This is a genomic window from Nostoc sp. C117, assembly GCF_043099735.1.
In the GTDB taxonomy this organism is placed as follows: Bacteria; Cyanobacteriota; Cyanobacteriia; order Cyanobacteriales; family Nostocaceae; genus Nostoc.
The window spans coordinates 5609298-5635701 of record NZ_CP170991.1; the positions used below are offsets into that span (position 1 = coordinate 5609298).

The 26404-nt window shown below is 38.5% G+C and carries 17 protein-coding genes; 8 read left to right on the plus strand and 9 right to left on the minus strand.

Features of this window, described 5'->3' with window-relative positions; all coding sequences use genetic code 11:
• Nucleotides 1-90 precede the first annotated feature (90 nt).
• Nucleotides 91-1695, plus strand: a complete 1605-nt coding sequence (locus ACFG4S_RS24265; protein ID WP_392531501.1) for an NAD(P)H-quinone oxidoreductase subunit N — start codon at nucleotides 91-93, stop codon at nucleotides 1693-1695.
• Nucleotides 1696-2053: 358 nt separating this feature from the next.
• Here ACFG4S_RS24265 and ACFG4S_RS24270 read toward each other — a convergent pair whose 3' ends face one another.
• From ACFG4S_RS24270 to ACFG4S_RS24290, 5 genes are all read right to left on the minus strand, one after another.
• Nucleotides 2054-3415, minus strand: coding sequence for an ATP-binding protein (locus ACFG4S_RS24270; protein ID WP_392531502.1), 1362 nt, complete (start codon nucleotides 3413-3415; stop codon nucleotides 2054-2056).
• Nucleotides 3416-3497: 82 nt separating this feature from the next.
• Nucleotides 3498-4028 carry a methanogen output domain 1-containing protein gene (locus ACFG4S_RS24275; protein ID WP_392531503.1) on the minus strand — a complete coding sequence of 177 codons (531 nt, stop codon included), beginning with the start codon at nucleotides 4026-4028 and terminating at the stop codon, nucleotides 3498-3500.
• A gap of 460 nt (nucleotides 4029-4488) precedes the next feature.
• Nucleotides 4489-5532 (minus strand): sensor histidine kinase, encoded by a 1044-nt coding sequence (locus ACFG4S_RS24280; protein ID WP_392531504.1) that lies wholly within the window; start codon nucleotides 5530-5532, stop codon nucleotides 4489-4491.
• Between the two features lie 6 nt (nucleotides 5533-5538).
• On the minus strand, nucleotides 5539-6696 hold the full coding sequence (locus ACFG4S_RS24285) for an FIST signal transduction protein (RefSeq protein WP_392531505.1): 1158 nt from the start codon (nucleotides 6694-6696) through the stop codon (nucleotides 5539-5541).
• A 72-nt stretch (nucleotides 6697-6768) separates the two neighbouring features.
• Nucleotides 6769-8082, minus strand: a complete 1314-nt coding sequence (locus ACFG4S_RS24290) for a response regulator (protein WP_392531506.1) — start codon at nucleotides 8080-8082, stop codon at nucleotides 6769-6771.
• Nucleotides 8083-8710: 628 nt separating this feature from the next.
• Between ACFG4S_RS24290 and ACFG4S_RS24295 the strand changes: the two genes are divergently transcribed.
• Together ACFG4S_RS24295 and ACFG4S_RS24300 are read left to right on the plus strand one after the other, a co-directional pair.
• Nucleotides 8711-9664, plus strand: coding sequence for a terpene synthase (locus ACFG4S_RS24295; protein WP_392531507.1), 954 nt, complete (start codon nucleotides 8711-8713; stop codon nucleotides 9662-9664).
• Nucleotides 9665-9802: 138 nt separating this feature from the next.
• Entirely contained in the window at nucleotides 9803-11194 is a 1392-nt protein-coding gene (locus ACFG4S_RS24300) for a cytochrome P450 (RefSeq protein ID WP_392536068.1), read from the plus strand.
• A gap of 27 nt (nucleotides 11195-11221) precedes the next feature.
• Here ACFG4S_RS24300 and ACFG4S_RS24305 read toward each other — a convergent pair whose 3' ends face one another.
• Nucleotides 11222-16984, minus strand: a complete 5763-nt coding sequence (locus tag ACFG4S_RS24305; protein WP_392531508.1) for an AAA family ATPase — start codon at nucleotides 16982-16984, stop codon at nucleotides 11222-11224.
• 756 nt (nucleotides 16985-17740) lie between these two features.
• Nucleotides 17741-18433 carry a response regulator gene (locus tag ACFG4S_RS24310; protein ID WP_392531509.1) on the minus strand — a complete coding sequence of 231 codons (693 nt, stop codon included), beginning with the start codon at nucleotides 18431-18433 and terminating at the stop codon, nucleotides 17741-17743.
• Nucleotides 18434-18745: 312 nt separating this feature from the next.
• Here ACFG4S_RS24310 and lipA point away from each other — a divergent pair, with 312 nt between their 5' ends.
• Both lipA and ACFG4S_RS24320 read left to right on the plus strand, forming a co-directional pair.
• Nucleotides 18746-19648 (plus strand): lipoyl synthase, encoded by a 903-nt coding sequence (gene lipA / locus ACFG4S_RS24315; RefSeq protein ID WP_392531510.1) that lies wholly within the window; start codon nucleotides 18746-18748, stop codon nucleotides 19646-19648.
• 185 nt (nucleotides 19649-19833) lie between these two features.
• Nucleotides 19834-19971 (plus strand): photosystem I protein PsaX, encoded by a 138-nt coding sequence (locus ACFG4S_RS24320; protein ID WP_392531511.1) that lies wholly within the window; start codon nucleotides 19834-19836, stop codon nucleotides 19969-19971.
• A gap of 21 nt (nucleotides 19972-19992) precedes the next feature.
• On the opposite strand, the gene ACFG4S_RS24325 is transcribed toward ACFG4S_RS24320, so the two are convergent.
• Nucleotides 19993-20934, minus strand: a complete 942-nt coding sequence (locus tag ACFG4S_RS24325; RefSeq protein WP_392531512.1) for a branched-chain amino acid ABC transporter permease — start codon at nucleotides 20932-20934, stop codon at nucleotides 19993-19995.
• 185 nt (nucleotides 20935-21119) lie between these two features.
• On the opposite strand from ACFG4S_RS24325, the gene hrmK reads away from it, so the two are divergent.
• Both hrmK and larE read left to right on the plus strand, forming a co-directional pair.
• A complete protein-coding gene (gene hrmK / locus ACFG4S_RS24330) occupies nucleotides 21120-22964 on the plus strand; it encodes a hybrid histidine kinase/response regulator HrmK (RefSeq protein WP_392531513.1) in 1845 nt (614 codons plus the stop codon).
• Nucleotides 22965-23250: 286 nt separating this feature from the next.
• The gene (larE, locus tag ACFG4S_RS24335) at nucleotides 23251-24066 is read left to right on the plus strand and encodes an ATP-dependent sacrificial sulfur transferase LarE (RefSeq protein ID WP_392531514.1); all 816 of its coding nucleotides are present in this window, start codon (nucleotides 23251-23253) and stop codon (nucleotides 24064-24066) included.
• 233 nt (nucleotides 24067-24299) lie between these two features.
• On the opposite strand, the gene ACFG4S_RS24340 is transcribed toward larE, so the two are convergent.
• Nucleotides 24300-25367, minus strand: coding sequence for an SGNH/GDSL hydrolase family protein (locus tag ACFG4S_RS24340; protein ID WP_392531515.1), 1068 nt, complete (start codon nucleotides 25365-25367; stop codon nucleotides 24300-24302).
• 823 nt (nucleotides 25368-26190) lie between these two features.
• On the opposite strand from ACFG4S_RS24340, the gene ACFG4S_RS24345 reads away from it, so the two are divergent.
• Nucleotides 26191-26403, plus strand: coding sequence for a hypothetical protein (locus tag ACFG4S_RS24345; protein ID WP_100899890.1), 213 nt, complete (start codon nucleotides 26191-26193; stop codon nucleotides 26401-26403).
• Nucleotide 26404: the final 1 nt, after the last annotated feature.

The window sequence follows — 26404 nt, forward strand, 5'->3', positions numbered from 1 at the left end:
ACAAAAACTTTAATGCAACTTTGGTAAAGAACAATAGATAGAATGAACAGAGTTAGCCTTAATGTCTAATCGCCAAAACCTATACATCTCATGGATTTTGCTAATCTTGCATCCCAGTTAAATGCTGGAACAATTTTGCCAGAGGGGATTGTTATTCTCACCCTCTTGGGGGTTTTGATTGTTGATTTGATTTTGGGGCGTACATCCTCGCGCTGGATTGGATATCTGGCGATCGCGGGTTTACTGACTTCCATTGTCGCCCTATACTTCCAATGGGATGCTTCCAATCCCATCTCCTTTACTGGTGCTTTCATTGGTGACGACCTCAGTATAGTCTTTCGCGGTGTTATTGCCTTATCTGCCGCTCTTACTATATTGATGTCAATTCGCTACATTGAACAAAGCGGCACCGCTTTAGCCGAATTCATTGCTATTTTGCTGACTGCTACCCTGGGAGGGATGTTTTTATCTGGGGCTAGTGAGTTGGTGATGATTTTCATCTCCCTAGAAACCCTGAGTATCTCATCTTACTTGTTGACAGGTTATACCAAGCGTGACCCCCGCTCCAACGAAGCGGCGCTGAAATACCTGTTAATTGGAGCTTCCAGTACAGCAATATTTTTGTACGGTGTATCACTGCTGTATGGACTATCGGGTGGACAAACTGAACTAAGTGCGATCGCCAATGGCATTGCCACAGCAAAAGCTGGTCAATCTTTAGGTTTAGTCATTGCTCTGGTTTTTGCGATCGCAGGTATTGGCTTCAAAATCTCCGCCGCACCCTTCCACCAGTGGACACCAGACGTTTACGAAGGCGCTCCCACCCCGGTAATCGCCTTTTTATCTGTTGGTTCCAAAGCAGCCGGATTTGCCCTAGCTATCCGCTTGCTGACAACAGCCTTCCCTCTTGTTGCTGACGAGTGGAAGTTTGTCTTCACTGCTCTAGCCGTTCTCAGTATGATTTTGGGTAACGTAGTCGCCCTAGCCCAAACCAGCATGAAACGGATGCTAGCTTATTCATCCATTGCCCAAGCTGGCTTTGTGATGATCGGCTTAATTGCTAGCACACAGGCAGGGTACGCCAGTATGCTGTTTTACCTATTGGTTTACTTGTTCATGAACCTGTGCGGCTTTACCTGCATTATTCTGTTCTCCTTACGCACAGGAACAGACCAGATTGCCGAATACTCTGGTTTATATCAAAAAGATCCACTTCTAACACTTGGGTTAAGCATCTCCCTGCTTTCCCTGGGTGGTATTCCCCCATTGGCTGGGTTTTTCGGCAAGATTTACTTGTTTTGGGCTGGTTGGCAAGCAGGTCTTTATGGATTAGTCTTGCTAGGTTTAGTTACTAGCGTCGTCTCCATCTACTACTACATTCGTGTAGTCAAGATGATGGTAGTTAAGGAACCCCATGAAATGTCTGACGCAGTGAAAAATTATCCGCCAATCAATTGGAATTTGCCTGGATTTAGACCTTTGCAGGTCGGGTTAGTGGTCACATTAATTGCCACTACCATCGCAGGGATTTTGTCAAATCCACTATTTACATTGGCTAACAATTCCATTTCCCATACCTCCATTTTGCAAGCAACACTCAATGCTGGTCTAAAAGCAGAAAATCTACCAGTTTTGCCAAAGTTAGATTCAGTGAGTCAATCTCAACCCTCAGTTGATTCCACTGCTAAGATTTAATCATCTGAGTCTCAATCAAACTTTGTGCTACTAAATACGCGCCTGTTTGCTTGTTAGCAAACAGGCGTTTGTTAATATCTTTAAGGGACTTCCAAATAAAAAATATCCCCCTATTCACAGTCAACACTTCGGCTCATTTCGGCTCATTTCGACTACGCTCAAATCGAGCGACTTGCACTGAGCGGCGTCGAAGTGAGTCGAGATTCAATGACCACAGTCACCAACTTCAAGCGGTTGTTTTTATTTCTTGGATTTCCCTAATATCTTTTACAAGAGATTCCAAATTACTGAATTATACAATTTAATACGAATTCAAAATTAAAAATAAAGAAAGCCTAATTTAATTACAAATTAAGAATTATTTAACAGGTATCTTAATCATAAATTCTGCACCTTTTCCTACAGTAGAAAAACAGCTCAGTTTTCCGCCATGTTTTTCAACTATAATCTGATAGCTTACATATAAACCTAGCCCAGTGCCTTTGCCTACGGGTTTAGTGGTGAAAAATGGGTCAAATAGCTTTGAGCGAACTTGTTCATTTATTCCTAAACCATTATCAGCAATAGTAACCATTATCCAGTTTTGATTGATTACCTCAGTCCTAATTTCAATTTGGGGATTATCGATTGTTGTTGAATTGACTGCTGACCACCGACCGGCGATCGCTGACCGCTCCAGTGCATCGATCGCATTCGCAAGGATATTCATAAACACTTGGTTGAGTTGACCGGGGTAGCAAGTTACATTCGGTAGTTGCCCATATTTTCTAATGACGTGGATTTCTGGGTACTCTTGTGTGGCTTGCAGACGATGCTCCAAAATCATTAAGGTACTATCAATTCCTTCGTGGATATTAACTTGCTTAAGTTCGGCTTCATCAAGTCTCGAAAAGTTTCGCAGTGATTGAACAATTTCCCGAATTCGTTCTGTTCCCACTCTCATGGAATCAAATAATTTAATTATGTCTTCAATTAGAAAATCTAAGTCTATTTCTTCTATTTGCTTTTCAAGTTCTAAAGGAAGATTAGGGCAAGCCTGTTGATAAATTTGTAGCAATTTCAGTAAATCTTGAGTGTATTTATGGGCGTGGTGAAGGTTACCATAAATAAAACTGACGGGATTATTAACTTCATGGGCAATACCAGCAATCATCTGACCTAAACTAGACATTTTCTCAGCTTGAATAAGCTGAGTTTGAGTAATTTGTAGTTCGTTTAATGTCTCTTGTAAAGCAATTGTACGTTCTTCAACCCGAATTTCTAGTTCTTCATTTGCTTTCTGGAGTTCTAATTCTGCCTGTTTACGTTTCTGAACTTCTTTTGCTAACTCCTCGATTTTATCGTTGAGTAGCAGGAAATTATTGCTGGCTACAGTTCTATTTTCCAAGCGCAGAACAATTAAAGCTGAAGATTCAGCAGACCAGGGTTGAATAACTGCTCCTTGACTGCGGCATATTAATGTTTGCCCATCATTTCTACGTAAAGTTAGGGAGCCTAAAATCATTGCTCTGCTACTAGAACAAGCTTGGAGGTACTTTATAATATCGTTGGCACATTCAGTTACCAGATCAAAGAGCATTTTGCCTCGCAGCTCCTGACGGCGTAATCCCAGCATATCTGCTACTGGTTGATTGCTGGCTAACAGTTCACCCTTACTACTCACCAAAAGCAAAGGTTCTGGTAAAACTTTGGCAAGTTCCAGAAATTGTTCAGGACTCATGACACTTCCAATTTCAGATTTGACCATACTTTAGCAATCTGCACTATAGCTAGTATTTGGGAATTTTTTACTGCTGAAGAGTTTACAGAGATTCTACTCCCCTGTAATATTCTCGACCTTCTGCATCTTCTGCCTCTTCAGTAAGTTTTAAGTAAACAATAACTCTGCATCCAGAAGCACCTTGTGCTATGGTATCTTGCAACTCAACTTTCGCATACCCTAGATTGTTAGCGGCGATCGTTCCAAAGACGTTTGAAGTCATCATGCACATAGCAGGCCGATTAAGAACTTTTTCGCCGAATGGACAAACGCGGTTGCCAAAAACAATTTTTTCATCATCCTGCTCAATAATATAGAAATCGCCTTGAATTCGTTTTTTTAAATCAACTAAGACATCAGCTACTTGCTTTCGAGAAAGATTTGAAACTTCGAGGGCAGATTTGTAATCTAGGTTTATCTGCCTACCCATCCTTTCACCAACTACGCTAATAAATCCAGAGGCTTCTTCTAAGCCAACTACATCTTGCAAGGTACCAGACAATTCTCTGATTAATGTACGCAAAAATATATCTCGTTCTAAAGAAAGATTAAGAGTACTTATTGAATTGCTCATAAATTTTAAGGGCACAATTTTAGAACTACAGTTCTAGGGTTCCCAAAAATATCTCTAAAGTAACTGCCTATGTACCGAATGAAATTAAAATCCAGGTACTTTTTCCCACAAACCTCAGTGTAGCTGGCGTGTTATCTGCGTGCAATGATAAACAAAGACTTCGAGTCACACAGTGAGTCAGAAATGAAACTTGACACACATCCTCTAAAATATGATATACCTAACTTCTCAGAGGTTGTTTGAAAAGTAGTTGGCTGTGATTTTAGGCACTTATTGCTCCCCCCTAGCCCCCCTTAAAAAGGTGGTAAAATGAATCAAAGTCCCCCAATTTATCGGGGTATTTAGGGGGATCTAAAAGTATTTGATACATTACTAGGGACTTTTAAAACATCCTCTTAAATAAGTTAGGTATCTATGGGGTTCAAATTTTTTATTTGATCTTTAATTTATTTTTGATGTTTTAATAAATTGGAATAGTGATGATAAATTCTGAACCTTGTCCTAATATAGAATTTACTTCTAAAGTTCCCCTATGTTTTTGCACAATTATTTGATAAGCAATTGACAACCCTAATCCGGTACCTTTTCCCACTGCTTTGGTTGTAAATAAATGATCAAATATTTTTTGTTTTACTTCAGCCGATATCCCTATCCCATTATCTTTAATCCGAATTAAGACGTGATTATTATCTTCAGTTAAGGCAGTATGAATTAGAATGTGATTAGGATTTGCTTTAATTGCATCAAAACTCAAGCCAAAATTAGACTCTTCTAAAGCATCAATGGCATTTGCCAATATATTCATAAATACCTGATTCAATTGTCCTGGGAAGCATTCTAATATGGGTAATTCACCATAATCCTGAATTACTTGAATAGCAGGACGAATCTTATTTGCTTTCAACCGATGCTTGAGAATAACAAGAGTACTGTTAATACCTTCATGAAGGTTAAACAAAACTTTGTGTTCTGTATCTGCTCTGGAGAAAGTTCGCAAGCTATTACTGATATTGCAAATGCGATCTGTCCCTTCTTTCATTGAACAAATAAGTTTAGGTAAATCCTCGCGCACATACTCCAAATCAATCAATTCAATTTTTTCTTCAATTTCCTGAGATGCTTTAGGATAACTTTGCTGATAAAGACTGAGAAGATCTAATAAATTTTGAATATACTCTTGAGCCGGAGTTATATTTCCTGCTATAAACCCAACTGGGTTGTTAATTTCGTGAGCTACATCAGCTACTAGACTTCCTAAGGTGGACATTTTATTCTGCATTATTTGAAGATTAAAAAGCATCGTTTCTAGTTCATGGCTTCTTTCCTCTAATTTACTTTGATATTCTTTCAATTCATCAATTACTTTCTTAAGCAAAGATTCTTTTTTTTGATTTGTCTCTTCTAATTTTATCCGGTCTGCCTCAGAGCGCTCCAATTGTTTTTGGATTATTCTATGAGATTTTTTGAGTTCCTTAAGTTCTTTTTCACAATCTAAACTTTTCATCAACTTTTACCGAATTCCCAAAATTAAAGTCACAAAAGTTTCGTTGTGAAATTTAGTTTGACTAATTAGATCTATAGGAGAAATTTCTCCATTAGAATAAAATCCACAAGCGGGTAAAGATTTTTTAAAACAAAGTTTTGTATTCTCATATTCTTCATGTGCCCTCGTACCAAGTATTTGGCGACGAGCTACACATGAAAAAAACAAAACAGCACTTGCTTCAGTACCTGGATAATTATTTAAGGCATTCATAAATGATGATTTAGAAGCTGCGAGAATATCATCATAACCTGCTTCGGAAATTTGAATAAGTGCTTGATTAGGAATATCAGCAAAAAAGGTTATACTACCAGATTCTGAGTTGTAAGCAATGGGCGCTCTGATATAAAAATTGTCTGTATCTCCATCAAATACTGCTAGGGGATATTCCATTGAAGGAGGAAGCGAATCTAGATAATGATGATAAAAATCTAAAGCTGGTTTACTATCTATTTCATAGAGGATGTTCTTATCTACCTTGGTAACTTTGCTTTTTTGACCGATAGGATGCCAACCACTTGCAACACCATAAGAAAACAATACTTTGCCGGAAAAAAGTAGAATTGGTACAGAATCGCTTAAAACTTCTGTTTGAAAAAATTGGTATGTATTTTGATATCTTGATTGATCGGCTGCTAAACCACCAAATATCGGTACATCTTGCCCAAGAGCTAATTTTAAGCCATTTAATATCAATACACCACTTGTTGTAAGGCTCTCTGGATGAGTTAAGCATAGCCTTGGGGTTCCTGTAGTTTTTGCTTTAGCTTTAGCTTGCTCTACAGCTTGTTTGGTTGCAGTAATTGGATCGGCTGAAATTTTGCGTCCAACTCCTGCATGAATTTCAACTTCGTCTGAGCAAAATAACATCAAAGCAATTGAGTCTTGCTGAAACTCTAGCACTGAAGAGATTTCTCCATCTGTTGTTCCACCAATCAACTCAATTCCCTCAAAAGCTTGATGAATTTTCTGCAAAATGAGCGAATGCTCAAAGTCAATTGCAGCAAAAATAATTCCAGCTTGTGGGATATCTCCCGCAAGAGAATTAAGGCATTGTTGAATAATTTCCTCAACTGCTGATAGGGAATCTGGATCGTTACTATGAGCTACTACTGCTTTGAACATAAATTTATCTATATAGACAATTATCTAGTTACAGGGTTATACTTTCCCAATCTTAGGAAGATTTTATATTTTTTAAATGGGAAGGTTAATGATAAATTCTGAACCTTTTTCTGGTGCTGAATTTACCTCCAGAGTTCCTCCATGTTTATCCACAACAATTTGACGAGCAATAGATAATCCTAATCCCGTGCCTTGACCAATAGGCTTGGTAGTGAATAAATGGTCAAAGATTTTTTCCTGGACATCTGCCGACATTCCCACCCCATTATCTTTAATCCGAATCGATACATAATTTTTATTGAGGTTAGTCTCAATAAAAATTTTATTAGGATTTTCTACAATTTCAAGGTAGCTACGCCCTAAATTAGATTCTTCTAAAGCATCAATAGCATTAGCTAATAAATTCATAAATACCTGATTTAGTTGTCCGCTGAAGCATTCTATTTCTGGCAAATTATTATAGTTTTTGATAATCTCAATATTTGGACGAAATTCTGATGCTTTTAAGCGGTGTTTTAGGATCATGATTGTACTATCAATGCCATCATGAATGTTGCAAAAAATTTTGCGATCGCTATCTGTTCTGGAAAAGTTTCGCAGACTGGTACTAATGTCACGAATGCGTTGAACGCCTTCTTTCATAGAAGCAATTAAGTTAGGTACATCGGAAAGTATATACTGCAAATCTATCGCTGTAATTTCTTCTTCAATTTCGGGAACTGGATTAGGATAATGCTGCTGATAAAGATTAATGAGATTAATCATGCTTTGGAAATATACTGAAGCGTGTCCAAGATTACCATGAATAAAACCAACTGGGTTGTTAATTTCATGAGCAACTCCTGCAACCAATTGACCGAGGGCAGACATTTTTTCTGTCTGTACAAGTTGGAGTTGAGATTCTTGTAGCTCTTTTAGCGCCCTAGACAACGCTCCTGTTCTCTCTGCAACTCGTTTTTCTAAAGTTTTAGTCAGATTTCTTAATTGAAGATGGGTTTTAATTCTAGCTAATAGTTCTTCTTCATTAAAGGGTTTTGTGATGTAGTCAACTGCACCGATATTTAGACCTTTTAATTTACTATCTGTATCTGAGTTAGCTGTCATAAAAATTACTGGAATATCGGAAGTTTCTACATTTTCTTTCAATTTTTTGCAGGTTTCAAACCCATCTATTTTCGGCATCATTACATCTAATAAAATCAAATCAGGCAGTCTAGATTCAACCAGTTTAAGTGCCCTTTCTCCATTAACTTCTGTAGCTACTTCAAAACCTGCATTAGTTAAGATTTGAAAGACGATTTCTAGATTAGTGTTAGTATCATCTACCACTAAAATGAAACTATTTTCTGGTACATTGGATATTTTGAGATTTGGTTTGTGATTCATGTATTTAAATTAATTTGACTCCTTGTTATTTATTCATTGTTTGCTCTGCGATCGCAGCTAAGTCATTTCTATTTTGTTGGCGGACTAATTGACAAATTTACTGTCTGACAATCCTATAGTTCCCAAAAACTCTGATGACAGCAACATTCTCAAACTAAATTGCTCACAGTTTTTTAGGGGCGATCGCTACAGGAGCAACATTAACCACCAAATCTTTGCTTTACCAGAGTTTAATACACTTTTTTATTAAGGCGATCGCCCTGAAAATAGTCATTATTACCCTTGTCTTTTTAAATAAATAGGGTACAACAATATTTTTCATCCTTTAAATTAACTTTTTTAGTTCGTCAACTGTATTTATCATTAGCAGATACAAATGTAATTATTTTTATAAAAAAAATATAATTACAGATAATTACGGTTATTTTTTTTTAAAAAACATTGAACAATAACCAAGTAAGTTTGGAAATATTCATATACCTTTACGCATCAATAACGTTGCATAAGTATGATTTGCATACTCTACAAAAGTTAGTGTTAAGGTCAATTTTTCAAAATATGTTTCATCGGCTCTAAAAAAGCCTATTGTTTTTATTGCTTTTTAATCGATATAAATGAATCGAGTTTTATGCAACAATTACTTCCTTCTGGTTTATATTGTCCATTTACATCCCAAATTAATAAGCATGTTGATATTTTAGAAGAACATGCTCTTGAATGGGTGCTTCGCTTCAAGCTACAACCAAATAAAGATGCTTGTGGGCGTTTCTCAAAGTCAAAATTTTTCTTGTTAGCTGCAAGTGCATATCCAACCTGTAATTTGGAAGAACTTAAGATTGGAAATGACTGGCTTAGTTGGGTATTTATTTGGGACGATCAATGCGATATGTCTGAATTCAAAAAACAACCGGAAGCACTCAAAGTTTTTCAGCAAAGATTTATAGAAATATTAAAAGGTTCAGAACCAACAAATGAGGATATGCCCATCAATCATGCCTTAGCTGATTTGCGACAAAGAACACGCCAAAGAGCGACTGAAAAATGGTTCAATCACTTTCTCCATTGCTTTGAACAATACTGCCACGGATGTGTGGAGGAAGCAGCTATTCGTGCCCAAGAAATTGTACCTAATATTGACACTTATATGAGGTGTAGAAGATTCAGTGTAGGCGGATATCTTTTTCTGACAGTAAGTGAATTTTGTAATCAGTTTATGCTCTCTGATATTTTACGAAATCATGAAATTGTGAAAAAATTAGAACTGCTAACAATTGATATACTTGCCTGGTGTAATGATGTTTTTTCAGCATCTAGAGAAATGGAAAGTGGTGATGTTCATAATTTAGTATTAGTACTACATTATCTAGAAAAAATACCTTTGAATAAAGCAATTAATCTTGCTGCAAATATGCATAATAAAAAGGTCAAAACTTTGATAGATTTAGAAGCATCTATTCCCTCTTTTGGAGAAGAACTAGATGTGGAACTGGAAAAATATATATCAATAATACACTCCTGGATTAGTGGCAATCTCAATTGGTATTCTCTTACTGGGCGCTATGAGACTACAGAGAAACTATAGGTAGTTAATTATTAACAAAACAAAATCAAAACGCCAGTCGCACAAGGTTCAGAATTATTTTTGAAGTTAATTTACAAGTTTTAGATAAGTAAATTTTCATACTCAATTTTTGAGCATAATTTCCAGATGGAAAACCCAATTCAACTACCAAATATTCTCAAAGCTCCCCCTTTTATCCAAAAGCTTCAATGGGTTGCTGACCCTGTTAGATTTATGGAAAAAGGGGCTCAGCAATATCCTGATATGTTCACTGCTAGAATAATTGGTTTTGGGGATACTGTGGTATTCGTGAACCATCCCCAGGCAATTCAGGAAATTTTAACCAACGATAGAAAAAAGTTTGTAGCTATTGGTGATACGAATAGAATTGTCGAACCCTTAGTAGGAGAATATTCAATTTTTTTGCTAGAGGGTAATCGTCACAAACAACAGCGACAACTCGTAATGCCTGCTTTTCATGGAGAACGAATGCGAGCCTATGGTCAACTGATGTGTAGCCTGTGTACAAAAGTTTTTAGCAAGTTATCATTAAATCAGCCGTTCTTGGCTCGTAAATTAACACAGGACATATCTCTAGAAGTTATTTTAAAAATTGTTTTGGGCTTGAATGAGGGAGAAAAACTTCAAAAACTTAAGCATTTATTAGCCCAGATGTTGAATCTTTTTCAATCACCTTTTACTTCTAGTTTATTCTTTTTCTCATTTTTGCAAAAGGATTTAGGAGCTTGGAGTCCTTGGGGAAAATTCCTGCGCGATCGCCAGCAAATTGATGAGTTGCTCTATGCTGAAATTGCCGAACGCAGACAAAAACCCGATCCAGAACGCATTGATATCTTATCTATGCTGATGTCGGCAACGGATGAAACTGGTCAAATGATGACAAATAAAGAGTTGCGCGATCAGTTAATAGCCCTAATGCTTGCCGGATATGAAACTACAGCAATTGCTACGGCTTGGGGATTATATTGGATTCACCAAAAGCCGCTAGTCCGTGAAAAGCTAGTTGCAGAATTGGATAATCTTGGTGATTTCCCAGACCCAATGAGTATTTATCGACTCCCATATCTCACAGCTATATGTAACGAAATTTTGCGAATTCACCCCCCGATAATGTTCTGTTTTCCTAGAGTAGTGCAAGAACCCTTAGAACTACTAGGACATCCTTTGCAGAGGGGGACAGTACTGCTTCCCAGTGTTTATCTCACTCATCAGCGAGAGGATTTATATCCCGATCCCAAGGAATTTAAACCAGAACGCTTTATTGAGAGCCAATTTTCACCCTATGAATATTTGCCCTTTGGTGGCGGTGTCCGTCGTTGTATTGGCGAGGCTTTGGCTATATTTCAAATGAAGTTAGTATTAGCAACTGTCTTGTCACATTATGAACTGGGACTAGTTGATCGGCAGATTGAACGCCCTCAACGTCGAGGTTTTACCCTTGCCCCTTCTAGTGGAATCAAGATGGTATTTAGAGGGCGGTATCTGCGTCAAGAATCTCTAGAGAATACGACAAGTACATCAGTATTTTAGAACACTAAAGTTTTTAATTTTTAATTGTTAACCCTGTTGCATCGGTATCTCAATCAGAAATTCAGTCCCTTCTCCTAGTGTGGAATTACAAGTTAAACTACCCTTGTGTTTCTCCACGATAATCTGATAGCTAATTGATAACCCTAAGCCCGTACCACTTCCTACCAACTTGGTGGTAAAAAATGGATCAAAAATTTTATGCCGCACATTTTCTGTCATACCAGAACCATTATCAGCAATCCGAATCATCACCATATTAGAATCTGTTATTTGAGTAAATATGCGAATTTCTCCTTGCTCATTTTTTATTTTCTCTAGAATTTCTGATGTTTGTAAACCTCGACTGCTATTTATCTCTTTATCATTTACAAATGACTCTTCTAGAGCATCGATAGCATTATTTAATACATTCATAAATACCTGATTAAGTTGACCTGCGTAACAAGTAACTTCTGGTATATTTCCGTATTCTTTGATGATTTTAATTTCCCGAAAATTTCTATCTCTCACCTGTTTTGTGTCTATGGATGTTCTTTTGAGTCGATGCTGCAAAATCATTAAAGTGTTGTCTATTCCTTCATGAATATCTACAGGCTTCATATCAGATTCATCCAGACGCGAAAAGTTGCGTAATCCCAAAACAATATTGCGGATACGTGAGCTGCCAACTTTCATTGAATCTAAAGTTTTTGGCAAATCTTTTACTATAAAATCTATGTCTATCTCCTCCAATTTTTTCTCAATCAGAGGTGAAGAATCAGGATATTCTTGCTGATAAACAGCTATTAAATCCAGCACATCTTGTACATATTCACTAGCATGAGCAATATTCCCATGAATAAAGTTTATCGGATTATTAATTTCATGGGCAATTCCTGCTACCATTTGCCCCAAAGAAGACATTTTTTCACTTTGAATTAATTGACTTTGAGTACGTTTCAATTCCTGTATAGCTTGTTGTAATCGTTCATTTTTATCATTTAGTTCCTGTGTTCTTTCTTTGACTTTTTGCTCTAGATTATGGTTGTATTTCTCCAAGTCTTCCTTAGCTTCTGCCAAATTTTTGTAGAGGATGGCATTCTCTAGAGATATTGCAGCTTGGGTGGTCAAGAGTTTCAAAATTTCTACGCGATCGCGTGTAAATGCTCCTGTAGTTAAATTATTTTCTAGATAAAGAATACCAATAAATTTGCCTTGATTAATGATAGGTATAGAGAATAAACTTTTGGGTTCCTCACAAATAATATAGCTATCAACTGCTAAAAAGGCAACAGACATTGCATCATCCGTAACAAAAATCTCTTTAGTACGTTTAACATAGTTAATCAAAGCAATAGGAACATCGTAGCTTAATTCTAGAGAAATTGATGGAAACTCTGTGTAGGTGTATTCAAAATTTGAACTTGAACAAACTGCCATGACAGTTAATGGTAAGGTATCATTATCACCTAAAATTAAAGCACATTTAGAAGCTCCTGCATTCTCTATCAAAACTTCCATTAAAGTAGAAAGCAGTCGCTCAAGCTCAATTTCTCCAGAAAGTGCTTGAGATGCTTTAATAAATGCAGCTAAATCAAGAGAATCAGAAATACTTGTTTTTGAGCCAATCAGAGTTTGTTGATTACTGAAAGTAGATAGAGATACATTATTGACAGAAGTGGTTTGCTGGCTGGAATAGATATTCAGTTTTAGTTTTTCTTGCAGGAATATAGGAGCGAGTAATTGGGGATAGCGTTTTGCCAAATCGTCAATTTTGGCTACTGCTCCCCAGGTAACATAACTATAGTAAGCATCTGTTAGGTAGGTTTGGGCAATATTATGTTTGCCCCATTCTAGATAGAATTTGGCAGTAAGTTCTTGAGCGAGGGCTTCTTCATGAATGTATTCATTTTCTTTCGCCAGAGAAATAGCACGATCGTACAATTCTATTGCTTCGATATATTGACAACCAATTCGATATCGTTCAGCCTCTACAAGATAATATTTATGTAAATAATTCATTGGGGCACGATCTGCCCAATCCTTCATTTTTTCCTGATTTGTTTGCACTTTATCCAGAATAGACTTTTGCTCAAGATGAGATACATCAGGGTATACAGCTAGTCGTGCTAGTGAATCATAAAAGTAAAAAAGAGGAGTAACTAACTGTGCTGTTCCACCATATAAATACTTTTCTGCTAAGTTACTATTTTCAATTGCTTGATAAAACTCTTCAAATAGGAAACACAGATGTAGCTTTCTAACATATAAATAGAAAATGCCTGTTCCATCATTAGCTTCTAAATGAAGCACCAGCATTTTATTTTCATTGTAAACTTCACCAATTAAACTACAGGGATGCGGTACAGAACCCAGTAAATTCAAGGCACTTTGTCGATAAATATTACTCCAGTTAAATACTGTTTCTTGCTGCATTTGTTTGATTGCATTGCTGTAAGTTGCCATCTCCCTTTCTAGTCCTGTTAGTTCTCTACCAATGAAATATGCAGAATAGCAATAAGCGTTAAGACAATAAGCAGCAAATTCTAAATCTCCTGTTTCTAGTCCAATATAGTAACCCTCCAATAAAGGTTTTAATGTTTCCTTAGTATGTTGCTTCCAATGCCAAATACCTGTGTAAAATATCAGTAGAATCTTAGCTTTAACTTCTTTGGCATTAAGCTTATCCACCAAACTTACAGCCAGTTTGCCAAATTGATAACCAGACTCAATATCTCCTACTACTCCACAGAGTATTAACCCGTAATTAACATAGGCATAGGCAGATAAAGGAGTATTACCATGTTTCAGGGATAAATTAATTAGTTTCAGAGTAATCAGCAAAAACAGTTCGGGGGCGACTGCATAAGCAACAGATGCTCCAGTTGATAGAATACGCATAGTTGCCATATGCGAGGCTTCTCTCATCTCTGGCAGATTAATTAAGTCCTCAATATGCCCCTCATTCAGATTTGATGTTAATTCTGCCATTGCTAACTGAATATCAGACTGATTTGGATGTTCAGGAAACTCCACTCCCAAAAGTTTTAAAAAGATGAGTGTAGTATTTACGGCCTCCAGTGCTTGGTTCTGCGCTCCATAGGCTTGAATTTTGACTTCATAAACTTTTACTTTTTCCAATATTGGTTTACGTAGCAATACTACCTCTGCTAATTGCTCCATCTGTTCAAATTTGCCTGCTAAATATGCTGCCTCTGTTGCAGTTTCATATAAAGCCAGGGTCAGATCGTGTTTTGTCTCCCAGCTATCATCTGCTAGTAGTTGAATGCCAGTAGTTAAATACTTAACCGCAGCTGGATAAGCTGTTGATGCTAAAGCTTTACGTCCTGCAATTAAATTCATCTGGGCTAGTTCATCTCGCTTCGCTTGATGGGAGATGAATTCCACTGCGATATTAAACTGATTGACAAGCTCAAAAATCCTTTGCTCCTGTTCTGGAACTGGAATGTTACTCAACAACAGTAGTCCAATTTTTAAATGAATTGGCTTTTTTTGTTCTTCAGGGATTAAAGAATAAGCTGCTTGTTGTACCCGATCGTGTACAAATTTATATTTAGTTAGCTGTAAATTAAAACTTGCACTTTGTGTAGATTCTCTTCCATGAATAATTAATTCTTGATGGTTGTTATCTTTGGGAGAAATATTGCAAATTTCATTTTGTGGTAAAATTAGTCCATCAAGCAATGCTTGCCATAAATCTGATGCTGTGTCTACTACAGATTTTTCATGTACGATCGCCAGATTTTTTAAGTCAAATTGATTACCAATACAGGCACCAAGTTTTAATACTTTTTGAGTATTTATTGGCAACTTCTCTATTTGATGTGCAATAAATTCTACTACGTCATCTGTAAGAGCTAATTCTTTAATTTTTGAAATATCATACTGCCAATAACCAACATCAAAATTTAATACAATTAGCCCTTCATCAGATAAAGATTTAAGAAATTGAATGGAGAAGAAAGGGTTACCCTTAGTTTTGGCAAACACCATCTGAGTGAGAGGAACAGCTACTAATTCTGGACAATGAAGGGTATCAGCAATTAAATGATTTAAATCACCCTGATTTAAAGGTGCTAATGTAATTGTACTAATTCTTGCTCCTGCTTTTTCAATTTCTTGTAGTGTCAAAGAAAGCGGATGTGCTTTTGAAACTTCATTATCTCGATATGAACCAATTAATAATAATCCTCTCGGAGTTTCATCTATTTCTTTTGGATCTTCTGAAAGATAAGACAAGGTGCTTTCACACATTAATAACTGAATTAGTTTTAAAGAAGCCGTATCTGCCCATTGTAAATCATCGATAAAGATAACTAGTGGATGTTCTTTGGTAGTAAAGATTTGGATAAATTTCTGAAACAATAAGTTGAAACGATTTTGAGCGGCACTACCAGAGAGTTCTGTAACTAGAGGCTGCTTACCAGTAATCTGTTCTAGTTCAGGAATTACATCAATGATTACTTGAATTTGTGTACCTAATCCCCAGAGAATTTTGGCTTTCCATTGTTCAACTTGGGCATCATTTTCTGACAGAATTTGACCAATTAAGTCTCGAAAAGCTTGGACTAATCCTGAGAAAGGAATGTCACGTTGAAACTGGTCAAATTTTCCTTTTATGAAGTAACTACGTTGTTTTACAATCGGTTTGTGTACTTCATTGACCACAGCAGTTTTGCCAATACCAGAGAAACCCGCGACTAATATCATTTCTACCCCAGTAAATCTCCCCTTGTCTGCCAACTTGTCGGCTTTTAGCGTTCCTGGAGAGTAGGATCTGGCGTGAGAATTTGGGGGGTTAGCAACTCGCTCAAAAGCAGCAAGTAAGGTTTGAACTTCACTTTGGCGACCATAGAGTTTTTCCGGGATTATGAAACGGTCTGATATGTCGCGATCGCCTAATTTAAAAGGTACAATATTTTTTGTTTCTTGCCACTGCCTTTGACACACTTCTAAGTCATGCTTTAAGCCCGAGACACTTTGATATCGGTCTTCAGCGTTTTTTGCCATCAGTTTGCTGATAATATCAGACAAAATTGGCGGAATATTAGAGTTAACTCGGCTAGCGTTTAGCGGTTGTTTGGCAATATGGGAGTAAACTAACTCCATCGGATCTTTCGTGGTGAAGGGTAACTGTCCGGTGAGAAGTTCAAAGAAGGTAACACCAAGAGAATAAAAATCAGTGCGGTAGTCAATACCTCGGTTCATCCTTCCCGTTTGTTCCGGGGAAATATAAGCTAGGGTGCCTTCTAAAACATTAGGATTAGTGATAAATTGAATTTCTCTTGGTAGGAGAGTGGCAATACTAAAGTCGATGAGTTTTATCTCACCTGTGGTTGGATTAATTAAGATATTGGCAGGTTTAATATCTTTGTGAATAATGCGATTCCGATGCAGTGCTTCAAGGATAGGAACAATTTTAATAGCAATATCAAAAAAATCATTTAGAGAAATTGTCTTTTCTTTCTTCTCCTTCTCTTCCAGTCGCCATTGTTGGAGGGAAATACCGCCAAAATCTTCCATCACTAGGATGTAGCTGTTACGGTAGTTTTCTAAGCCATAGGGTTTGACTATACTAGGAAGGTCGAGGTTTTTAGTAATAATATATTGATTGCGAAACTGGGCAATTTCCGCGAATGTAGGATATTCATTTCGCATCAATTTCAAAACGATTGATTTTTGGTCTTGTTCTCTAATACCCCGATAAACTAAGGTTTTACTGCCTGAGTAAATTTGCTCAGTGATGCGATAGCCAGGAAACGCATATACTGTATCTAATAATACTGACATTGCAGCTTATACTCATAATTTTTGTTTCTCTGGCTTAGTATTCCCCTGTTTAGATGCCAGTTATCAGACAATAGTAAAATTTTTGGTTTAATTTGTATTTTTAAATATAATTTTTTAGTAGATCTTTTATCTAGAATTTTCTGATGATCTAAATGTTAGTTATTAAATAATAAGCTAAGATTAATAACTATATGTCTAGCATTTTTATCCACTTAATAGTTTGAAGTTATGCTTTTTCAGATATTTATTAGCTATCAATTTTTCATGTAAGTTTTGTCCATATTTTGAAGAGGTCAGAGGGCAAAAAGCTTTATTCATAAGGCGATTCAGAGTCAAGTAATTAAAAATTTGGTGGGTTTTAAAACAGTATTTTTTCTTCTTTCTCCATCCTGTCTCTGCCTTTATTGATAAATAATAAAAAACCCTGCCGTTCTCCTTAGATAAAGATGAAACTCCGGCAGGTTTAATAGGTCTATAGATGCTTTTATAGACTAGTAACTGAGGTTAATAATTAATATCCTCTCACTCTGACCAAGTAATCCGTAATTATTAATTCGTAATGACGCGACGCTCGAATACTCGCTAACGCTACGCTATCGATGACTCGATCTAAGCGTACTCCTCCGGAGAAGCAAGCTACGCATAGCGTCTCTTTAAGTTGGGATGCCAAAAGCGTTGCAACTCAAAGAGAAGAATTTACCCTGCGGTAACGTAATTCATAATTGAAGGTACAGAGGATAATCACAATCGCCAATACTATTTGATTTTTTGTTTAATAAAGGTGACAACCTGAGTTAGCTGTTTCTTCAAGCCATCGATTTCTGCTTGCATTTTGCCAATTTTCTCGTTTAATGCCTCAATTTCTGCGCTGGAAGCTCCTGGGGAAGTAGGGGTTGCGTTGCTTGCTGCCGTAGGCATCGCAGTATTTGCGGCAGTTGGAGTTGTTACTGTACTATTTGGCGCAGTAGAGGTTGGTATGGTTGATGTCGTACCACTTGTAAGACCAGAGGTTGTTACAGTCGCATTTTTGGGAGCAGTTGCTGCTCCAACTGCAACTAGTTCTGGGCGTGGCTGTTTGGCTTTTGTCATAGCTAACTTAATTGCGCTAATTAGTTGCTTTTGATCAAAAGGCTTGCCCAGAAATTCAAAATATTCAAAGGGTTCTGGGATTTTTTCAGTCACCTCTTCTTTGCGACCAGACATGATCACCAAAGGAATTTTCCTTAACTCCGGGTGGGCTTGAACTTGCTGGAAAACTTCCCAGCCACTCATTTTAGGCAACAGGAAATCCAGCATAATCAGGCTGAGTTTTTCCTGAAGGATGAAATTTAGTCCTTCCAAACCGTCTTTTGCTTCCAGTACGTCAAAATTGCCCGGAGGCAGCATTTCTCGTACTTTTACCCTGACAACTGTAGTGTCATCGATAACTAAAATTTTGTTGCTTACCACGACTGTTCGCTCTAACAGAAACTTTAAGTGTAAATAGCGGCTTTGCCGATTGACCTTGAGAATTCTCCCACTATATACAAAATATCTATCAATTGGGGGATAGTATATTTCCGTATAAATGACGTTGCTAGAGGTGTTTTGCAAAACTTTTGGTTGTGTTGTTTTAAATTTGTGTCATTGTGATATTTAAAGCTTTAGCCTCGATTTAAGCCATAAGGAATAGGGAACACGAAGGAAGAGTTCTTTTTCCGCGTCGCTGTACATCCGCATCTTGCAAAGATACGCCGTTTCGACACTCCCGGAGATTTTTAGATGATTTCGTCACAAGAAGCCGAACTCAAGTCTGAAATTATGGCAATGCCTAGCTGGCTACGTCGCCCTATTGGTAAAGCCAGCGAAATCTCTACCGTACAACGCATTATTAAGCAGCGGCAAATTCACACGATTTGCGAAGAAGGTCGCTGTCCCAATCGGGGAGAGTGCTACGCCCAAAAAACTGCAACTTTCTTACTCATGGGGCCTACTTGCACTCGGTCTTGTGCTTTTTGTCAAGTAGATAAAGGTCATACACCAATGCCGATTGATTTAGAGGAACCACAAAAGGTAGCGGAGGCGGTGCAGTTGTTAGGATTACGTTATGTGGTGTTGACTTCTGTAGCCCGGGATGATTTGCCCGATCAAGGTGCAGGGCATTTTGTGAAAACGATCGCCACTATCCGCCAATTAAACCCAGAAACTCAAATTGAAGTGCTAACTCCAGATTTTTGGGGTGGTGCTGGTGCTGGGGAAGCCGGTCAACGTCAACGGATAGATATGATTATCCAAGCCAAACCAGCTTGTTTTAACCACAATATTGAGACAGTACGACGGCTAACCGGGCCAGTGCGTCGGGGAGCCAAGTACGATCGCTCGCTTTTGGTGTTAGCTATAGTTAAAGAAATCGATCCGACAATTCCCACCAAATCAGGTTTAATGCTGGGACACGGAGAAACCAGGGATGAAGTTGTCGAAGCAATGGCCGATTTAAGGACTGTAGGGTGCGATCGCTTGACTATCGGCCAGTACATGCGTCCTTCTTTAGAACATCTGCCAGTCCAAAAATATTGGACTCCAGAGGAATTCGCTCAACTAGGTTCCTTAGCATGGGAGATGGGATTCACCCACGTCCGTTCTGCGCCTCTTGTTCGCAGTTCCTACCATGCGGGGGAGTCTTGAGTGCTGAGTGCTGAGTTAGGAGTTTTGTTTATTTCCTTGTCTCCCTTATCTCTCCATTTCCCCCATCCCCAATGCCCAATTCCCCATTCCCAATTCCCAACTTCAAATATTTCTAAAGAATTTGGGGGATTGGTACACATAATTTGGTATTTCTTAAAAAGTCCTGACATTAGGAGAACCGCATTATGACAGCTAAAGCTAAGACTTCCGCAGTTGCTGACAGTGGAGCTAAACCTCCCTACGCCTATCGCACAGGCTGGGCACTGTTTTTGCTAGCTATCAATTTCTTGGTAGCAGCATATTACTTCCACATTATTGAATAGTAAGAAGTGGAATGGTGCTACTTACATCGTGCCTTTGAATATACCTTTGGGACGAATGAGTAGCACCAAAATCATAATTAACAGGGCTACACCTTGTTTGTAATCAAGACCAAGTACTACAGGTTGATTTGCGTGAGTGATGCCAAAATCCAAAGCAAGTTGGTGAACAAAAGATAGAACTTGATTGAGTGTCGGAATGCTGACTTCCTGGGCAATGCCAATGATAAACGCTCCGGCGATCGCACCATAAGGGTTGCCAATCCCACCAAGTATCACTGAAGCAAATAAGGGTAAAATTAAAAACCATCCCATATTCGGCCGCACGGCTGTAATCAAACCGTACATACTGCCACCCAAGGATGTGAGAGTACCAGCAATTAGCCAAGTCCAGAGGATTACTCTATCAACATTGATACCAGAAACTCTGGCTAAGTCGAGATCGTCAGCAACTGCTCGCATCGCTTTGCCAATTTTGGTGTTTTGCAGGAGGTAGTGTACTGCCAAAATTGCCAACACTGCCAAGAAAAAAACCAACAATTGATTTTGCGGCACCTTTAAGCCCGAAATATTTAGAGCCGGGGTAACAGGTAAATCGTAATTTTGGTTCTTACCACCCCAGATAAAAATAATGCCGTTGCGAAGAAATAAGGCAAGTCCAATAGAAATAATAATCAGTGTAGTGGAAGTAGCACGGATAGACCGCATTCTTGACCAAAGTAACTTTTCTGACAAGAGCATTGCTGCTACTGTTCCTGCTGTTGCCAGGAGCATTGAGAGCCAAATATTGACGCCAATCGTGTTTATCTGCCAGGTGAGATAGGCTCCTAAGGTCAGAAAATCACCATGAGCAAAGTTAGATAACCGTAAAATTCCATAGGTTAGTGTGAGTCCAACTGCGGCTAGAGCAATAATGCTCCCGACGGCAATTCCATTGACAATTAATTGAGCGAATTGTATGTCCATAAGTCTGAAGTTGCTGGGAAAAAATTTCAGGTCAGTCCTTCATAACAATAATTTTCTTGGTTTAGGTGCTAAAACCGACACCATAAGTTATGGTTTATAAATAAAAAAGGATTGTCCGCCAATATACATAGAATCTTGTTCGGATTTTTATGCGAAGCTCAACTTGTTCAGCGGTCTAGTTGACAATGCAGCAGTATTCAAGCTTACCAGAACAAAACTCACAGATAGATGCAACGCCAAAACTTTTGACAACAATTCAGCAACTTCGCGCTAAGTTGTGGCTGGAGAGAAGCTCAAACCAGTTGCAAAGTCGGCTTAATGACTGTCTCCTTTCTGCTTGCAACACTCTCTCACAGACTGGAGCCGCAGAAGCAGAAATGTTCCAAACCGTGGTCAATGAGATTAACAGTGCTGTGGACATCAGTAACATGATGTTCATGCAATTTGCAGTGGGTATCGCTCTTCTTGAACCACATCAAACATTTGCTACAGTTTGCTATGTTTCTCGTTCGCCATTTTCAGACTCACAACCTCCACTGTTAGATGTGACACTGACAGGAGGAAAAAAACTACCGTTGAAATTGCAGCAGACCATACAACTCAAAGATTTGCAGCAGCTTGAAAATCAACAAACGCCGACTGCTTGGCGGTTAGTTGATGATTCTGGTAGCGTCATCGGCTGGCTAATTATTGCCACATCACCCTTAAGGTCTGATTCTGAGCCACCGATCAAATCGCAAATTCAACTGCGATCGCAATTATTGGCAAGGTCTGCAAAGCAGTGTACTACAGCTTTGATACAACTAAGGCATACACTATCTTGGCAACAACGGTATCAAGAGTTAAGTAGCTCTAATCAAGAACTGGAGCGCACTAATCAACTCAAAAATCAGTTTCTGGCAAATACCAGTCACGAAATTCGCACACCCCTTAGTTCAATTATTGGGTTTACTCACCTGCTCTTAGCCCAAGGCTACGAGCCAAGTAAAGAACGTCAGCAAGAGTATTTAAATATCATTCAGTCTAGCGGCAAGCATTTGCTAGCTTTAATTAATGATATTTTGGATCTCTCTAAAATTGAGGCTAACCAGCTGGAAGTACAGTGGGAAACAATAGATCTACCAGTGCTGTGTAGCAATGTTTTGGCACTGGTGAAGGAAAAAGCCGCTCATAAGGGTTTGAAATTAGTTCTAGAACTCGATCCTAAGATCACAAGTTTAGTAGCCGACCCCTTACGACTCAAGCAAATGCTGTTGAATTTACTCTTCAATGCTCTAAAATTCACCAGCAAAGGAAGTGTTGGCTTAGAGGTTGCTTGTGAAGGTTTATTTGTACATTTTACAGTTTGGGATACTGGTGCTGGCATTTCCCAAGAAGACCAAGCTCAACTGTTTGATCCCTATTTCCAAATTGCCAATGCTGTAGCTGGTGTGGAAGGCACCGGTTTGGGTTTAGCAGTGACTCGCAAACTTGCTGAAATTCACGGTGGTTTGGTGAAAGTGGAATCTGAGATAGATCGCGGCTCCCGTTTTACGTTGGTGCTTCCCCGGAAGGAAGTAGGGGGAGTAGAAGGAGCAGGGGAAGTAGGGGGAGTAGAGGAAGTAACATCTTCTTTATTTTCTCAATCTCTAAGCTCTAGTTCATCTCTAGACATCTTGTTGGTAGAAAATGACTTACCCAACGGCGATTTGATGCAAATTTATCTATGTAAATTGGGATATCAGGTGACTTGGGTAAAAAATGCTGCAAATATGTGGGAAGCTCTAAAACAGCTAGAGCCAGGGGTAATTTTAATGGATGTTTACCTACCAGATGGAAATGGTCTGAATTTGGTGCAGCAGCTGCGAGAAAATCCCCAATATCAGAGTATTCCAGTGATTGTTCAAACAGCAATGGCAATGAAAGGCGATCGCGAAACCTGTTTAGCTGCCGGAGTAAATGACTATATTTCTAAACCGATTGATTTACCTCTTTTAGCCCGTCTGGTAGGTAAGTATACCAAAGCGCCAAACTTGATTGATGGCGACTAAAAGGCAGGAGGTAGAGGGGAGAAGGCACAAAGAATAGGGACTTCCAAATAAAAAATAATCAATCGCTTTGGCAAGTTGTTCTTGAGCAGAGGAGGCAGAGGAGGAAGAATACAATTATGGTCTTCGGTCTGAAAAATAGATAATTTAATTTTTTGATGTCTCATACTGTCTTCTGTCCTCTGCCTTTCTCGATTAATAACCAATACCCATGTGCCATGCCCAATGCCCAATGCCCAACATACAATAGAATTTGTTGGGTGCTATAGGGTTTTGGCAGGATTGGAAAATGATACTGACAGAAAAATTTGAGCAATTAAGAGCTTTATTTCAAGAGATGGAGCAGACGTTGATTGCCTACTCTGGAGGCGTTGACAGCACTTTGGTTGCCAAAATTGCTTATGATGTCTTAGGCGATCGCGCTTTGGCTGTGACTGCTGTTTCTCCTTCGCTGTTGCCAGAAGAGTTGGAAGATGCCAAAATTCAAGCCGCAACTATTGGGATTCCTCATCAAATCGTTCAAACTCACGAGATGGAAAATCCCAATTACACTTCTAACCCTGTCAACCGCTGTTATTTTTGCAAAAGTGAATTGCACGACACTCTCAAACCTTTGGCTTTACAGTTAGGTTATCCCTATGTAGTAGATGGGGTAAATGCCGATGATTTGCATGATTATCGCCCAGGAATTCAAGCGGCTAAAGAAAGAGGTGCGCGATCGCCTTTAGCAGAAGTGGGTGTCACTAAAGCTGAAGTTCGCCAACTTTCACAACAACTGAGTTTACCTTGGTGGGATAAACCCGCTCAACCTTGTCTGAGTTCTCGTTTTCCTTACGGTGAAGAAATTACTGTAACTAAGTTGCAACGAGTCGGTAGAGCCGAAATTTTGTTAAGAAAGCTAGGTTGGCAGAATTTGCGCGTGCGCTCAGAAGGTGATACAGCACGTATTGAATTAGCACCAGAACAAATTAAAGAGTTTGTATTGACTATAGATTTACAAACATTAGTTTCCGCATTTCAAGATTTTGGATTTATTTACGTAACCTTGGATTTAGAAGGTTATCGCAGCGGTAAGTTGAATCAAGTTTTAAATCACTTCGGTTGAGTGCATTTACTCATAGAGCTTAAATTGTTCAACCAAACCCCTCACATCATAGCTATGCCTTGTGAGTAACCAAAGTCTTGTATAAATAAGTCCAGATTAAATTTAATCACGGGTAAATACCAGATATTTACCCTATTTTTACAGAGTTGCAACTTTAGAGGAGAGAGTTGATTCCCCGTCCCTGCAAATTACTGGGTATATACTGCGATTGAAAATAGGTGATGCGCCATCGCTCAATTTTTGCGCTGAGTAAGCTTGTATTCTATCTGCTGTAATGCCGTTCGCCATACATCATAGCCGTCTTGAGACAGGTGCAAGCCATCTGTAGTCAACTCTGGGCGTAAATTGCCTTCCATGTCTGTAAACCAGCTATAGATATTGAGATAATTAGCGCCTTCTTGTTTGGCAATCTGGGCTAGTTGGGCATTAATATGACGAATCCGGCTATTGGAAATTTTTGGTAGGCGAGTCGGTAAAATTGATTGGACAATGACTTGAGCTTGTGGGTGAGTCTGCCGTAAGCGACGGACAATCCGGCGATAGTTACGCAAAATTGTTTCATCACTGGCGCCTTTTCGCAAGTCGTTAATCCCAGCCATAATGTAAATCACATCTGGCCGGGTTTCCGAAAATGCTCCCAATCTTCTTAAAACCCCCGTGGAAGTATCTCCAGATATACCTTGATTCAGCCATAACTTCCCAGCAGGCAGTTTTTCTTTAGGAAACCACATACTCAAAGAATCACCAACTAAGATACTCAGATGATTTGCCCCTTGACCTTGAGCGATCGCTCTGGCTTCTAAAGCTAGTAAACTTTTCCAGTCGTCATAAGTTAGTTGACGTTTCTTGATCGACTCCCACAATGATTGCAAATTATCATTATCGCTGCGTGTATAAATCTGACCTGTTTTCAGAGCCGCCAATCTTTGGTAGTAAAGTTGATTGCCAGATGTGAGTGAGAGACTAGCTGCTTGGGCACTGGAGTTAAGTGATGACTCTGTCGGGACTGGTAATCCCTGGCTAGTAAGTTCTGGTAATAAGGAATCAACTGTGGCGATGTTTGACTCATCTGGTGCTGACTGGGAACTTTCTAAAGGTTGCAGTGTTTGGCCACTGAGTTCTGGTAAGGAAAGATCAACGCTATTGATAATTTTTGTACTGACTATTGTTTGAGAACCCTGTTTTAAATCCCACAGGAATCTAGAACTTTCTGGCAGAACAATCGACAAATGTGGAAGAGCCGATGCTGGTATTGCCAATCCTGTTAACAAACATGCTGCCAACAGATAAGGGTCCCTCATCGCTTTGTCTCTCCTCTACTCACTGCTTTTACCTATGACAGCCTTAGTTGCCTGTATTCAGGAAAATTTTACTTAGGTTAAGTTATTATTCTTATTTACACTGTATAGTTCTGTAAAGAGTATTCACGAGATTATATTTGACAATTCACGATCTCTTTAAAGTGGGTTTTTCTGGGTAGGATACAAGTTTTATTTGTGAGAATACTTTTACTGAAAGCAATATTTTCACAAGCCGACTACTTACTAGGAATTACTTGTTACAAATATTGCAGAGTATAGCCTCAGTAATTACTGGATGATTGATTGTTGATGGTCTCAAGACACAGATTTTGGTTTTTGATGTTGCTAGTAATGGTAATTAACCATTTTAGTACCTTGTGGCGATCGTATGAGAGTTTGATAGATCGGGTGAGAGCTTGGGGATGTTGATATCATACGATGCTGTGTCCTCAAGGAGCAACGATTAAATTAGTCACACTGAAAGTTCGAGAACTCGCTCATAAAAGCTAAACAGTCAAATTTATTTGGTGTAAATCTGGCATTATCTATAGGGTTGTCAAACACTACACTTGTAATATTAGATGACAAAAATTAGATTTATTTTGATCTAAAAGTTGCTTTTTAGGTTTGATGCCATGATTGAGGCTCTAATCTAAATTCTCTACAAGTAGGATAATACTGTATACTTCTGTTGTAGTTCTGGATATACATAATTTGAAATTTATGTTTATTCTTGGAAGTATGAGTTAAAACACATTTAAATTAACTTTTAACTATAGAAAATAATTTCATTGGAAATGCTAAGATTTAGGCTGAATCATTAGTGTTTTCCTTTTATTCCGTGGCTAGAGCTAGTACAGCGATTGGTGTCAGTCCCATTATTAAAGAGATTGTGCAGAAACAGGCACATTCGACTCGTTTGACCCTGAAAGAAGTTATTCTTATGGGTATGTTGGCAATTGATAAACTAGATGACCAAGGTCGTCAAGAGCTAGCGGATCAGGTTCATCAAATGCAAGTGAATGGAGAAATTTGAG

Coding starts and splice junctions, on each gene's coding strand:
- ACFG4S_RS24265 (WP_392531501.1), top strand. CDS start 91: ATGGATTTTGCTAATCTTGCATCCCAGTTAAATGCTGGAACAATTTTG.
- ACFG4S_RS24270 (WP_392531502.1), bottom strand. CDS start 3,415: ATGAGTCCTGAACAATTTCTGGAACTTGCCAAAGTTTTACCAGAACCT.
- ACFG4S_RS24275 (WP_392531503.1), bottom strand. CDS start 4,028: ATGAGCAATTCAATAAGTACTCTTAATCTTTCTTTAGAACGAGATATA.
- ACFG4S_RS24280 (WP_392531504.1), bottom strand. CDS start 5,532: ATGAAAAGTTTAGATTGTGAAAAAGAACTTAAGGAACTCAAAAAATCT.
- ACFG4S_RS24285 (WP_392531505.1), bottom strand. CDS start 6,696: ATGTTCAAAGCAGTAGTAGCTCATAGTAACGATCCAGATTCCCTATCA.
- ACFG4S_RS24290 (WP_392531506.1), bottom strand. CDS start 8,082: ATGAATCACAAACCAAATCTCAAAATATCCAATGTACCAGAAAATAGT.
- ACFG4S_RS24295 (WP_392531507.1), top strand. CDS start 8,711: ATGCAACAATTACTTCCTTCTGGTTTATATTGTCCATTTACATCCCAA.
- ACFG4S_RS24305 (WP_392531508.1), bottom strand. CDS start 16,984: ATGTCAGTATTATTAGATACAGTATATGCGTTTCCTGGCTATCGCATC.
- lipA (WP_392531510.1), top strand. CDS start 18,746: ATGATTTCGTCACAAGAAGCCGAACTCAAGTCTGAAATTATGGCAATG.
- ACFG4S_RS24320 (WP_392531511.1), top strand. CDS start 19,834: ATGACAGCTAAAGCTAAGACTTCCGCAGTTGCTGACAGTGGAGCTAAA.
- ACFG4S_RS24325 (WP_392531512.1), bottom strand. CDS start 20,934: ATGGACATACAATTCGCTCAATTAATTGTCAATGGAATTGCCGTCGGG.
- hrmK (WP_392531513.1), top strand. CDS start 21,120: ATGCAGCAGTATTCAAGCTTACCAGAACAAAACTCACAGATAGATGCA.
- larE (WP_392531514.1), top strand. CDS start 23,251: ATGATACTGACAGAAAAATTTGAGCAATTAAGAGCTTTATTTCAAGAG.
- ACFG4S_RS24340 (WP_392531515.1), bottom strand. CDS start 25,367: ATGAGGGACCCTTATCTGTTGGCAGCATGTTTGTTAACAGGATTGGCA.